The sequence below is a fragment of the Alcanivorax sp. DSM 26293 genome (genome assembly GCF_900107995.1).
Classification (GTDB): domain Bacteria; phylum Pseudomonadota; class Gammaproteobacteria; order Pseudomonadales; family Alcanivoracaceae; genus Alcanivorax.
In genome coordinates this window covers 108717-121689 of the sequence record NZ_FNUM01000002.1, presented here as the reverse complement: position 1 = coordinate 121689, position 12973 = coordinate 108717, and the positions used below count along the sequence as shown (strand labels likewise).

Genomic DNA, 12973 nt, shown 5'->3' with positions numbered 1-12973 from the left:
ACTGAGCCTAAGGCGAACTGCACCATCAAACGCCGGATCGGTGCAGTTCGCCTTAGGCTCAGTGCACCCTACGGTAGCTGTTGCAAATGCAGGAGCCAGCGATCCGTCTCAGCTATCGAGCTCTGCCGGTCGCCGGTAGTGATAATGCACCGTCTTCAAGGCTGGTTCCCCCGCTTCGTCAAATCCCGGAGCCCCCGGTAAACGCCCTACCCGCTCTGCTCCCGGCAGATTCTGCTCCACACAGGCTTCAAGCCAGCCATAATCCAGCCACGGCGCATTCACACAGGCGAGAATTTCCGCTTCGGGAGCGAGCAGTTTGTGCAGCTTCTTCAACACCCTGGCATAGTCTTTTTCGACCATGAAACTGCCTTTTTGGGCGCTGGGTGGATCGATCACGATAATGTCGTAACGGCCCAAGCTGTGGAGTTTTTTCCAGCTACGGAAAATGTTGTGTGGCAGGTAATGCACCCTGGCATTCTCGAACCCGTTAAGTCCGTGGTTCTGCTGCCCCAGCCTGAGCGCCGGATCGGAAAGATCAATATTCACCACCGATTCCGCACCACCGGCCAGGGCCGCCACGGAAAAACTGCAGGTAAAGCTGAATAGGTTGAGGACTTTCTTGCCCTCGGCGCGCTCACGAATCCAGCGCCGCCCTTGCGCCATATCGGCAAAGAAACCCAGATTCTGTCCGCGCTGGAAATCCAGCTTGTAGACCAGTCCATCCTCTTTCGCCAGGGGCGACTCCGGCAGCTCACCACATACCAGCACATTGTCGGCTTTGCCGTCATAGCGATGCTGAATCACCAGGGTGTCACAACCCAGGTCGTTCAGCCTTGCGGTCAGGCAGTTTTCCAGCTCCTGCAAGGTGGTCTCGTCCTGGGACCGGAATACCGTGGCGACCAGTACCGGCGCAAAGCAATCGACGGTTAGCCACTCCAGGGCGGGTACGGTTTTCCCCCGGCCGTGAAAAAGACGATGGCGAGGCTGCGAGGGGGGAACCAGATACGGGGCAAGCAGGTCTGACAATTGGGAGGAATGCATAGGACCGGGAGAGCATGTGGCGGGTACGTTTGCCGCGCAGTATACCTTGCCTTCACGGCCTTCGCCCCCATAATCAAGTGTTCCGATAAGACGTGGAGACAACCGACGATGATGCGCATAGCGCTTTATCTGCTGACTAACCTGGCGGTGATTGTGGTCGCCAGCATTACTCTGAGCCTGCTCGGGGTGAATTCCTATTTTGCCGCCAGCGGTTCCGGGCTGGACCTGACCAGCCTGCTGATTTTCAGTGCCGTATTCGGTTTTGCCGGCTCGCTGATTTCCCTGTTGATCTCCAAGCCCATGGCCAAATGGTCTGCGCGGGTGAAGATCATCGAGCAACCCGGCAATGACGCGGAGCGCTGGCTGTTGCAGACCGTCAAAGAGCTGTCTGACAAGGCTGGCATCAAAATGCCGGAAGTGGGGATTTTCCCGGCGCAGCAATCCAATGCCTTTGCCACCGGGTGGAACAAGAATGACGCCCTGGTAGCGGTTTCCCAGGGGCTGCTGTCCCGCTTCCGTCCGGAAGAAGTGCGCGCGGTATTGGCCCATGAAATCGGCCATGTGGCCAATGGCGACATGGTTACCCTGAGCCTGGTACAAGGCGTGGTGAACACCTTCGTTATCTTTGCCGCCCGCGTGGTGGGCTATGTGGTGGACAGTTTCATGCGCCGTGACGGCGGTGGTGGCCTGGGCTTCGGTTACTTCATTGTGGTGATCGTGGCGGAGATCATCTTCGGTATCGCTGCCAGCGCCATTGTCATGTGGTTCTCGCGCTTCCGGGAATACCGGGCCGATGTGGCCGGCGCCCAGCTGGCAGACCGCCGCGACATGATCTCGGCCCTGCAACGGCTGAAGGCGGAATCCCAGATGCCCAACCAGATGCCCGACACCCTGGTTGCCTTCGGTATCAACTCCGGCCTCGCCAAGGGCCTGAAAGCGTTGTTTGCTTCTCACCCGCCGCTGGATGATCGGATTGCCGCCCTGCAGGAGAAGCGGCACGGCTGAGGATAGTGAACAGTTAATAGTGAATAGTTAACAGTGCGCGATCAGCGCACTTAGCTCCTGAGACGCAAGAGGCCGCGCCCATGGTTTGGGCGCGGCCTCTTGCATTCCAAAGCATGACAACCTCTTCCGCGACGCTGTTCACTGTTAACTATTCACTGTTAACTGCCTCTGTACTCACCCGATACAACACCTGATCTTCATAGCCGGTCGTCACCGGCCACAGCCCACACAACTCCCGGTCGAGCTCTGCATCGCCGGTATCCACCACCAATGGTCGCCCTGCCAGCGTCTTCAGTTTGGTGCGGGTTGCCAGTATCTGGATATTGTCCTTGCCCAGGCGCCGAATGAGCGCCGGACTGAATTGCTGGTTGCCACGGCCGAACAGATGCCCCTGGCCGCCGATCACGGTAATAACCGCCCGGGCCGGGGCATCGCCGATTTCCTCCAGCAGGGCCCTGGCACCCAGATCCCGACCGACCACTTCGTGGTTATAGACCAGATCCACCCCCAGCAGGGTGTTTTCCAGACCCAGTTGCTCCATGACCAGCGCCACGGTGGAACCGGAGCCCATCAGGTAATAGGTGTCGTCTTCCAGGTTATCCGCCATCCAGGCCGCCACTTCCGTCACCACCAGGTCTTCCACTTCCCGGCCACCGCACTTGACCTGCTGCAGGTAACGGGCCTCGGCAGGAACCTGTAGCTCGCCATAATGACGGGCACGGACAACTCCCTCGCGGAAAGCGTCCTCATCGATATCCCGTACTTCTGCCAGTTGCAAACCCACCAGTTCGCCGCTGGCCAGTTCTGTCAGCAGGCTGCCTGCCGCTTCCGGATTGATGGCGTAAACCGCAGAGTGCATCTTGCAGCCGGCAGGTACCCCCAACACCGGGGTTCCCTGTCCCACCGCATCCACCAGATCCCGGGCAGTACCATCCCCGCCGGCGAACAGGATCAGCTCCGCCCCGGCGTTTTTCAGCGCTTCTGCAGCCCGGCGGGTGTCCTGGGGACCGCTGGGCATGGCGGACTCACCGATGACCTGACAGGGCAATCCGGCTTCGCGGCAGCTTGCCTCGCCCATCTCGCCGGCCCAGGTGAGCACCGTCAGGTTTCGGGCAGCGGACAGGGCCTTGAGTGCACGGCTCATTCTGGCGGGCGCCTGCGGCTCGGCACCCCGTCGCAGGGCTTCTTCGCGGGTTGCCTCACCATCACTGCCCTTGAGGGCGACGCTGCCTCCCAGGCCCGCGTAGGGGTTGACCAGAACACCGAGGCAGAGACTTTGGTCGACTTTCATAAAGCGGTCATATCCAGATACAAAAATGGCATTGCTGTCCACGGGGACCAGCGCCTAAATAAACAACTTAATCATGCATATTTACAGGGATGCAGCCATGAATCTCGACAGCCAGCAACCCGGCAATCCTTTCCACGGTGGAGCCATCATTGATGAGCAGGGCCGGGAAATTCCCATTACCGAAGCGATGATCCAGCAGGCGTTCCAGCGCCTGGAAAAGAGCTGGCAGCCCCCTGCCCGTTCACTCAATCCCGGGCAAAAAGCCGGCGCATGATCCGTTGCCAGGGCGCGGCGATTTCACCCTGGTGGCACCAGTCATGAAGCTCGTGGCGCACCGGGTATTCCTTGCGCAGCCGGTCAAAGGCCGTAGCCGGCTCCGCGGCACCAAGGCTGTTTCCCAGCGCCTGGTGGTCCACTGCTAACCGGTATGCCACCTGCAATACCCTGAGCAAATCCTCTTCGTTTGCCACCGCCTGGCGGATAATGCCATTCCTTGCTGCCTGGGGAGCGGGGGCAGCCGTCACACCCAGCCAGTCACAGAACGCCAGATAAAGCATCTGGGACCCCTTGAGCTTGCCCTCGGCGCTGTATCCGGCAATATGCGGAGAGCCGAGCAGAACCTGCTCAAACAGCGAAGGCGGCACCCGGGGTTCACTTTCCCAGACATCCAGAATCGTGGCCGGGCCCTGGCCCGCCTGCAGGCTTGCCAGCAGGGCCTGATTATCAATCACGGGCCCCCGACAGGTGTTGATCAACATCTGTGATGCTGATAACCGCGCCAGCCGATCCGCATCCAGCAAATGCCGGGTAGCATGGTCACCCCGGTCTGTCAGCGGCACATGCAAGGTAATCAGGTCCGCATCGAGTATGGCATCCAGGGATTCGAGACGATAAGGGCCGCTGTAGCCCTGTTCTGCCAGCGGCGGGTCACAGGCACGCACCTGCATCCCCAGATCAGCCAGCCAGTCCGCCACCCGGTGCCCCACATTTCCCAACCCCACCACTGCCACCGAAGCGCCACGGGGTGACCGGTTGCCTGCCAGACAAAGCAACAGCACCGCCTGCAGCACATACTCGGCCACTGCCCGGGCGTTACAGCCCGGCGCATGCGCAAAACGAATGCCCTGCTGTTGCAGATAGGTCAGGTCCACATGGTCGGTGCCAATGGTTGCCGAGCCCACAAAGCGGACCCGGGACCCTGCCAGTAACGCCGCATCCACCCGGGTCACCGAGCGGACCAACAAGACGTCCGCGTCCGCCAGTTGCTGCCGGGTCAGGTTGCGCCCCTCCACCCGTGTCACGGTCCCCATGGCAGCGAAGGGCTCCAGCCCGGGCATATTGGCATCGGCAACGATATGCATCGGTTTTCCCGTCAGCGGGCAGCCAGCAGACGACGGGCGGTATCATCCACTGCCCGGGCATACTGGCCACCGAAAAGGTTGTAGTGATTCAGCCAATGGTACAGGTCATAGACTGGCCAGGCCTGGTATTGCAACACCGTGGCAGACTCCGACTGGTAGCCCTGAAAAAACGCTGCAGGCACTCCACCAAACAGATTGAGCATGGCCAGGTCCACCTGTGGGTCGCCATGATAACAGGCCGGATCGTAGAACACCGGATCGCCGTTAACCTGACCCAGGTTGCCCTGCCAGAGATCACCATGGAGCCGGGCACAGGGTGGCCGGGAAGGTAGCCAGCGGTGCAGCTGGTCAATGACCTGCCCGGTCCGTTCAACCGCCGTGGTCGGCAACCCCCGTTGCCGCGCCCGTTGCCATTGGGGAAGCAGTCTTTCATTGGCAAAAAAGGCCACCCAGTCGCTGTGGCTCGTATTGCTCTGTGCGCTGCCGCCAATAAAGTTGTCCGGGTGATTGCCATAGAGGGCCGGGCACTCGGTGCGGTGCAGACAGGCCAGTGCTGATCCGGCGGCCATCCACTGGCTACTGCCCGTGAGAGGGGCAATGTCCAGGTATTCAAGAATCAGCACCCCGCCCTCCGGGGCCGAATGGCAATGCACCACCCGGGGAACTCTCAGGGTGGGTGCCAGCGTCTCCAGGCCGAGGGCTTCCGCCTCCAGCAACAGGGGATTGCGATGCTGTTTGACGAAATAACGGCTCTCTCCGTCCTCGAGCATTGCGCTACGGGCGGTATCGCCCCCCGCCATCGGCGTCAGGGTCCAGTTGCCCTCCAGGCCAGCTTCATTCAGCCCCTGTTGCAGCAATACAGGTAATTTCATAAAAATAAACGCAACTCTTTGACTATAGAAGCCACCAAAATCGGCTCTCACGGCCAATAATGACTGACTGTTCCCCTTGATTTAAGCCATTCTTCTGATTACAACTAGGCATTACGCCAGCCGGGTTACCGGCCAATAACAACAACATAAAGCGATCGCCACCCCATGAAAGCAATCTTGCCCCTGTGCGGCGCCTTCCTTGTCGGCCTGTGTTCGTTCGCCAGCGCCGCTGATGACGACGGTCTGTCCGAACAGATCCGCCAGTTGAAAAGCGAAGCGCTGGACCTGAACCGTGACCTGACCCTTCTGGAACAGGAGCTGCTCTACGCCAGCCCGCAGACCAGTATCTTCGTGTCCGTGGATGTGGGCACGCCCATTCGCCTGGTTGATATCAATCTGACCATTGATGGCGAGCATGTGGGCTACCATTTCTACAGCGACCAGGAATTCGAAGCCCTCACCAAAGGGGGCATCCAGCGCCTTTACACCGGCAACCTGGCCAGTGGTCGTCATGTGATGGAAGCCACCATTACCGGCTACGACCCCCTCGGCAAGGACTACCAGAAGACCACCAGCTATACCTTTACCAAGGGACCTGGCAAAAAAATGGTGGAAATGCAGGTGGTGGATGACCTGAACAAGCAGCAACACAAGTTTGAATTCCGTGAGTGGAACCAGCAATGATACAGCGGCGGCGAAAACGGTGGCTGGTCGCGGCGTGCTTCGCCACTCTGTTATCCCCTGCCCAGGCGGCCAAGGTCGAGTTTTTCGATGATATCAACGAAGGCCCCGTTCCGCTTGGTATGGAAGAACATCGTTATTTGGCCTTTGGCGAGGTCATGTTCGACTACTATCGACACGCCAATTTCAATGCGATCAACAAGCTTCTGGTCAATCAGGAGCTGTCGCTGTTCAACGAGGATACCGATTACGCGGAACTGCTGCTGGGGGACCTGTATGTCACTTACGGCCTGCCTGGCAAGGCCGAGGTGATCTTCAACCGGCTACTGGAAAAGGACATTCTCAGCCGGACCCGGGCGCAAACCTGGCTTCATAAAGCCGCATTACACTACCGCGAGGGCAATCTGGCAGAAGCCGCCATGATCCTCGACGGTGATAACGTGGAAGGCCTGGACCCGGCTGACGACGCCCGGCGGCGCCTGATGCTGGCGAATATCCTGATGGCCGAGGAGGACTTCACCGGCGCCCTGGATTACCTGCACTCGGTCCCCCTCAGCACGGACGAAGGCCGCTATGCCACTTATAACATGGGTGTGGCATTGATCCGTGGCGGCCATCGCGATCAGGGACTGGCCTTGCTGAAATCTCTGCTGGAGGCCGGAGGCAGTTCCGATCAGGCGCTCGCCCTGCGTGACCGGGCAGCTCTGGCTGCTGGTCTGACGGCATTACGCGAAGGCAACTTGCAAAGCGCCCGCGCCGACCTGCGTCAGGTACGCAGCGATGGCCCCTTTTCCGAAGATGCCCTGCTGGCTCTGGGCCTGGCAAACTACCGGGCCGGCGAGGTGAAGCGTGCCCTGCCCCTGTGGCTGGAAGCCGTTCGGCGCAACAGCAGCCACCCGTCCGTCCAGGAAGCACTGATGCTTGCCCCGCGCGCCTATGAAGAGCTGGGCGGGCTTCCCCAGGCGCTGGCTGGTTACCAATATGCCGCCGCCGAATATCGCCAGGCCCTGAAGGATGTCCAGCGGGCCATCGATAATATCGCCAAGCCAGGCTGGTCAGAGGCCTTGTTACCGGAGGATCGCAACCAGACCGGTCTGCTGCCGGCCAACAGCGGCGATCTTGCCCAGGGCAGTGAGCTTTCCTATCTGTACAAGCTTTTTTCCAGCAACGACTTCGCCCAGCGATTCGAGCACTACCGGCAGATCCACCAGATCAAGACCATGGTAGAAAATTGGCAGCAGGCCTTGCCTGCGCTCCAGGAAACCCACCAAATCCAGCAACAGCGCCTGAGTCGCAATCTGCCCCATGTGCGCGGGGAAATGACCCGTCACATGAGCCGCCAGGAACAGCTGGCCATGGCCAGCGACCGGGTCTCCGCCGCCATTCCCAACTTCGTCGACATGAGCAACCCCGCGGACGTGGCCACCCCGGAACAGGCTGTCATGTGGAAAAAAGTGGATGCCCTGGCTCGCCAGTTCGGCACGCTGCCCGGCTCCACCCACGCCAATGCACTGAGGCTGCGCAAGGTTCGCGGCCTGTTGTTGTGGGATATTGCCCACCAGTCGATAGAACAACGGGAAAAACAGGAGCAAGCTGCTACCCAATTACGGGAAGAAAGCAGCGTGCTTGGCGAACGAATCGCTGCTGTGCAACAGCAAATACGTGATGCCACCCTGCGCACACGGGACGACCTGGGCCAGCGACTGGCCGGGCAAACCCAGCGAATTGAAACAATAAAACGTCTTACCGAAGACACACTTGAGGCTCTGGAAAAGAGCATGAAAGCCGACGCCCTTGCGCTTCTGCTCGCCAACCAGCAAAGACTGGCCGACCAGTTGGCCGAGGCCCATCTGGCCGTTGCTCGCCTGCAGGACTCTTCGGTATCCGACGGCAGTACACAGAGGAAAGGATCGTGACCCGATTTCGCCTGCATGGCCTGGCCGCCGCAATGATTGCCCTGGGCGGCTGCGCGTCTGCCCCACAAAACGGCACCCTGGAACAACAGGCTCGCTTCGGCGGGACCACCCTGGCGGATCTGGAAAGTACCGACATCATCATTGAAGAGCAGCAACTGGAAAGCGCCAGCACCCAGGATGCCTTGAACAGCTATCGCCAGGCTGCCGAACTGTTTGATGATCCGGAACGCCGGGCCAAAACCCTGCGTCGCATGGCGGACCTGGCACTGACATCGGCTACCGAACAGGAAATGGGTAGCGAGGATGACAGTGATCTGGAACAGAAAGTGGACAAGGTGGTTTACGACAACACCATGGAACAGGTGAATACCACCCCGGATAACGAGCGTAAGATGGCGCTGCTGGATCTGGCCGGCACCATGGCACCCTCACTGGCGGACCATGATGTGGACTACGACACCGCCATTTCCCTGTATCAGGAGCTGCTCAATAGTACCGACGATCCCGGCCAACGGGCCGAAGCCTATTACCTGCTGTCCAAGGCCTATGCCATGGATGGCAACCTGGAGCAGGCCCAGGCCAGTCTGGACGCTCTGGTCAGCCAATACCCGAACAGTGAATGGGCCCTGGAATCCCAGTTCCGCCGCGGTGAAATGCTGTTTTCCGATGGCGACTATGAATACGCCGAACAGGCCTACGCGGACGTGATAAAGCGTGGCACCGACAATGAATTCTATAACCAGGCGCTCTACAAACGTGGCTGGAGCCATTACAAACTGGGTGACTATGAATTGGCCCAGGGCAGCTTCTTCACCCTGCTGGACAATCTGAACGGCCGCAGCGAACTGGCTGACGACACCAGCATGGAAAACAAGCTGTTCACTGATACTCAGCGCGTGGTCAGCCTGGCCTTCAGTAATCTGGATGGTCCGGATTCAGTGAGAAACTGGTTTGCCCGCAACGGTAACCGGGACTATGAACCGGCGATTTACCGCTCTCTTGGCCAGGTCTATCTTGGCCAGGAGCGTTTCCGGGATGCGGCAGAAGCCTTTGATATGTTCGTCCAGGTGTATCCGGATTCGACCCTGGCGCCGGAGTTCTCCAGCCTGCAGATCGAGGCCTATCAGAAAGGCGGCTTCCCTACCCTGGTGCTTCCGGCAAAAGAGAAGTTTATCCAGCACTATGGCATCAACAGCGATTACTGGGGACGCCACCCGGACATTCGCGAACAGTATGTATCGCTGCTCAAGGGACATATTCTTGACCTGGCCGAATACCACCATGTGCTCGCCCAGCAATCCGGCAAGCCCGCGGATTACCGCGAGCCGGCCCGCTGGTACCAGGAATATCTGAATACCCCGCCAGCCAGCGAAGACCAGGGCAAGGTCAATCACCGCTATGCGGAAGTGCTCTACGCCGCAGAGGACTACGCCACCGCCATCAGCGAGTTTGAACGCACCGCCTATCAATACCCGGATTACGAGAAAGGGGGAGACGCCGCCTTCAATGCCCTGGTTGCCTACCAGAAAATTCTCGACGGCAATCCGGACGCCGAACAGGAAAACGCCTGGCGGAAAAAGAAAATTGCCAGTGCTCAGCAATACGGCCAACGCTTCCCCGCGCACCCGGAAGTCCCCAATGTGCTGCATGACACCGCCGAGGATCAGCTGGCACTGGGTGACGTGGAAGGTGCGGTCAAGACCGCCGGTATTCTGGTCAACCGCCAGCCGCCGCCTTCTGCCGAGCTAATGCGCTACGGGTGGGCCACCATTGCCAATGGCGAATTCGACCTGGGTCGCTTCAAGGTGGCGGAAATGGCCTATGGCAAACTGCTTGATATGCAGATGTCTCCCGAGCAGCGCAGCCTGTACCGGGAAAAACTCGCCGTCAGCATTTACCGCCAGGCCGAGCAGCAGCAGGAACAAGGCAATCTGGATATCGCTGCTGCCACCTTCCTGCGGGTGGGCCAGACAGTACCGGAAGCGGCGGTGCGCAAGAACGCAGAATTCGATGCCGCGACCCTGTTCATCAATCAGGGGCGCAGCACCGCTGCAATCCCGGTTCTGGAAGCCTTCCGCGAACGCTATCCCGACGATCCATTGACCGACACCATTCCGGACAAGCTCGCCATTGCCTACGAGAAAGAAGGCAACTACACAGCGTCCGCCGGCGAGTTGCAGTTGATCGCCGCCAATTACAAGAGTGATGATCCGGAACTGTCCCGCCAGGCATTGTGGAAAGCGGCAGAAATGCAGGACCGGGCCGAACAACCCCAGGCGTCCATCGCCCTCTATCAGCAATACCTGCAGGAATGGCCGCAGCCCTATGATTTCCGCTCTGAGGCCCAGTTCCGGCTGGTGGAGCTGAACCGGAAAACCGGCAACAGCGAACGGGAAACTTATTGGCTGCAACAACTGGTCACCAGTTACCGGGAAGCCGGTAACGAGGCCAACGACCGGGTTGCCTGGTTGGCCGCCTACGCCAGCTTTACGCTGGCAGAGCCCAACTTCCAGGAATTCAAGCGTATCTCGCTCAGCCAACCCCTGAAGACCTCACTGGCCGCCAAGACCGATGTGATGAAAAAAGCCCTTGCGGATTATCAGGCGGTCGCCGATATCGGTGTGGCAGAATACGCCACCGCCGCCAACTACAAGATTGGTGAGATGTACCGGGTTCTGGCCCGAGATCTGATCGCATCCGAACGCCCCAAAGGCCTGGATGAACTTGAGCTGGAAGAGTACACCATGCTTCTGGAGGACAAGGCCTTCCCCTACGAGGACCAGGCCATCGATATTCTTATCGCCAATACCAACCTGGTGACTGATGACATCTATGACCAGTGGGTAAAGAAAAGTTTTGGTGCCCTGGCAGAATTGATTCCCGGCCGCTATGCGAAGTTTGAACAGGTAGAAAGCTATGTGGACATTATTTACTGATCGCGGCCGCCTGGGCGCGGCCACCGCATTGCTCGCTGCATTGGTGCTGTCAGGTTGTGCCAGCAAGGGCGGCCTCGGACTGGAAGGCTCCGGCGAAGGCGGCACCAGCAAATATGAGCAACAGAAAGACGGTGGTGCTGCCGCCGACAGTGACGCCATTCATATTCCGCCAGTCCCCCATGACCCCAAGGTGGAAAAGATCGCCGAGCAGGCCATGGCGGAATATGCCCGTGCCCTGCAGGCACGAATGGCTGGCAACGACAAGCAAGCCCTGGTGATGTTTCGCTCACTGAGTGAGCGTTTTCCGCAACTGTCCGGTCCTGCGCTCAATGTGGGTCTGATCTACATGGAACAGGAGGACTACCCCAAAGCACAGCAGGCCTTCGAACAATCCCTGGCCATCAACGATGCAAACCCTTATGCCCACAATGGCCTTGGCCTGGCGTTGCGGGAACAGGGAAAGTTCGATGATGCGCGCATTCATTACGAACGGGCGCTGGTTCTGGATCCAAAATATGCCCGTGCCCATTTCAACATGGCCGTGCTCGCCGAGCTCTACTTGCAGGATCTGAATCTGGCACTGAAGCATTTCCAGGCCTACCAGAATCTACAGAAACAGCCCGATGAGAACGTCGCCAACTGGATTGTGGACTTGCAACGCCGGGCGCCGGAGTCCCCCGCCCAGCCAGTGGCAAACCAGGATGCCGGGAACAAGAATGGAGAACTGAACTGATGCGACTATTACTCGTCATGGCTGCCCTCGCCTGTGCCTGCGTCAGCCAGGCTGATGACACTGGACAGGAAGCGTCAACCAATGTGATCGGCACCCAGGAAGCCCCCACGGTATTGAATGTGGTGCCCTGGAAAGACCGTGAGGTGAAGCTTGAGAAAAAAGATCCCACCTCGTCCCTGCTCAATCGGGTACTGGAACCCCTTGATCAGGAGGTGCTGATGCGGGAAATCGAGTATCACCAGCTACTCAATCAGGAGCCGGATAACGACGATCTGTTCCTGAAATAATACATCCATCAATATCATTAGATGCACCCACGCCTTTTTTCTGATAAAAATTGGCACTTTGGGGAAGGTGCGGCAACCCGAGTCCGGGCAATGTCGCATGGGAAACAATAACTCTAACAGGTATACCGCAGGAGAAGTCCATGCCCACCACCGCCACCGCGCAGAACACCGGCGTTGTTGAGACCGCAATCACCTTTATTCAGGATGGCGGTTTCTTCATGTATCCCATTCTGGTTGTCCTGGCACTGGGCCTAGCCCTGTCCCTGGAACGTATCATTTACCTCCAGGCCACCAAGGCAAAGAACCAGAAAACCTGGAAAGATGTTTACCCGCTGATCGCCAAAGGCCAATTCCGTCAGGCCCTGGATGTGGTCAGTAACAGCAATACCGGCATGGCCAAGGTGATCGGCTATGGTCTTGAGCGAGCCAAGACTGCCAAGCGTCACGACGATATCGAACTGGCCATGGAAGAAGGCCTGATGGAAATCATCCCGCGCCTGGAAGCCCGTACTCCCTACATCGGCACCTTTGCCAACATCGCCACCCTGCTCGGCCTGCTGGGGACGATTCTGGGTCTGATCAGCGCGTTTACCGCCGTAGCCAGTGCCGACCCGGCACAGAAAGCCGATCTGTTGTCTGCCTCCATTTCCGTGGCCATGAACACCACCGCCTTCGGCCTGATTGCCGCTATCCCCATGCTTCTGGCCTTTGCCTTTATCAACGCCATGGCCGGCAAACTGGTGGACAGCATGGAAATGGCCTCGGTGAAATTCGTTAACGTCTTCCGCCAGGTTTCTGCCCAGCAAGAGCGCAAGAACGACGGCCAATAAGCCGTATTTTCTTGTTTTCG

12 protein-coding genes are annotated in these 12973 nt (G+C 58.9%); 8 read left to right on the top strand and 4 right to left on the bottom strand.

The genetic code is table 11. From position 1 onward, the window contains the following. Positions 1-108 precede the first annotated feature (108 nt). Entirely contained in the window at positions 109-1026 is a 918-nt protein-coding gene (locus C4S63_RS04090; protein WP_234999925.1) for a class I SAM-dependent methyltransferase, read from the bottom strand. A 123-nt stretch (positions 1027-1149) separates the two neighbouring features. On the opposite strand from C4S63_RS04090, the gene htpX reads away from it, so the two are divergent. Next, positions 1150-2046 carry a protease HtpX gene (gene htpX / locus C4S63_RS04085; protein WP_062817211.1) on the top strand — a complete coding sequence of 299 codons (897 nt, stop codon included), beginning with the start codon at positions 1150-1152 and terminating at the stop codon, positions 2044-2046. A gap of 148 nt (positions 2047-2194) precedes the next feature. Here htpX and C4S63_RS04080 read toward each other — a convergent pair whose 3' ends face one another. Continuing rightward, the gene (locus C4S63_RS04080; protein ID WP_103916786.1) at positions 2195-3337 is read right to left on the bottom strand and encodes an ATP-NAD kinase family protein; all 1143 of its coding nucleotides are present in this window, start codon (positions 3335-3337) and stop codon (positions 2195-2197) included. Between the two features lie 73 nt (positions 3338-3410). Here C4S63_RS04080 and C4S63_RS17425 point away from each other — a divergent pair, with 73 nt between their 5' ends. Continuing rightward, a complete protein-coding gene (locus C4S63_RS17425) occupies positions 3411-3611 on the top strand; it encodes a PA1571 family protein (protein ID WP_348720684.1) in 201 nt (66 codons plus the stop codon). On the opposite strand, the gene C4S63_RS04075 is transcribed toward C4S63_RS17425, so the two are convergent. Both C4S63_RS04075 and C4S63_RS04070 read right to left on the bottom strand, forming a co-directional pair. Next, positions 3583-4698, bottom strand: a complete 1116-nt coding sequence (locus C4S63_RS04075; protein ID WP_103916785.1) for a 4-phosphoerythronate dehydrogenase — start codon at positions 4696-4698, stop codon at positions 3583-3585. The genes C4S63_RS17425 and C4S63_RS04075 overlap by 29 nt on opposite strands. Before the next feature lie 11 nt (positions 4699-4709). Beyond that, on the bottom strand, positions 4710-5570 hold the full coding sequence (locus C4S63_RS04070; RefSeq protein WP_234999924.1) for a fructosamine kinase family protein: 861 nt from the start codon (positions 5568-5570) through the stop codon (positions 4710-4712). Between the two features lie 165 nt (positions 5571-5735). Between C4S63_RS04070 and C4S63_RS04065 the strand changes: the two genes are divergently transcribed. The 6 genes from C4S63_RS04065 (at position 5736) to C4S63_RS04040 (ending at position 12953) form a co-directional block, all read left to right on the top strand. Then, positions 5736-6254, top strand: a complete 519-nt coding sequence (locus C4S63_RS04065; RefSeq protein ID WP_062817209.1) for a hypothetical protein — start codon at positions 5736-5738, stop codon at positions 6252-6254. After that, positions 6251-8167, top strand: a complete 1917-nt coding sequence (locus C4S63_RS04060; protein WP_103916784.1) for a lipopolysaccharide assembly protein LapB — start codon at positions 6251-6253, stop codon at positions 8165-8167. Before C4S63_RS04065 ends, C4S63_RS04060 begins: the two co-directional genes overlap by 4 nt. Then, the gene (locus C4S63_RS04055) at positions 8164-11103 is read left to right on the top strand and encodes a tetratricopeptide repeat protein (protein ID WP_234999923.1); all 2940 of its coding nucleotides are present in this window, start codon (positions 8164-8166) and stop codon (positions 11101-11103) included. The genes C4S63_RS04060 and C4S63_RS04055 overlap by 4 nt, the downstream gene beginning before the upstream one ends. Beyond that, positions 11084-11836: a tetratricopeptide repeat protein gene (locus tag C4S63_RS04050; RefSeq protein WP_082810878.1), complete on the top strand. Its 753-nt coding sequence runs from the start codon at positions 11084-11086 to the stop codon at positions 11834-11836. The genes C4S63_RS04055 and C4S63_RS04050 overlap by 20 nt, the downstream gene beginning before the upstream one ends. After that, on the top strand, positions 11836-12123 hold the full coding sequence (locus C4S63_RS04045; protein ID WP_062817207.1) for a hypothetical protein: 288 nt from the start codon (positions 11836-11838) through the stop codon (positions 12121-12123). Before C4S63_RS04050 ends, C4S63_RS04045 begins: the two co-directional genes overlap by 1 nt. A 140-nt stretch (positions 12124-12263) precedes the next feature. Next, positions 12264-12953 (top strand): MotA/TolQ/ExbB proton channel family protein, encoded by a 690-nt coding sequence (locus C4S63_RS04040; RefSeq protein ID WP_062817206.1) that lies wholly within the window; start codon positions 12264-12266, stop codon positions 12951-12953. Positions 12954-12973 lie beyond the last annotated feature (20 nt).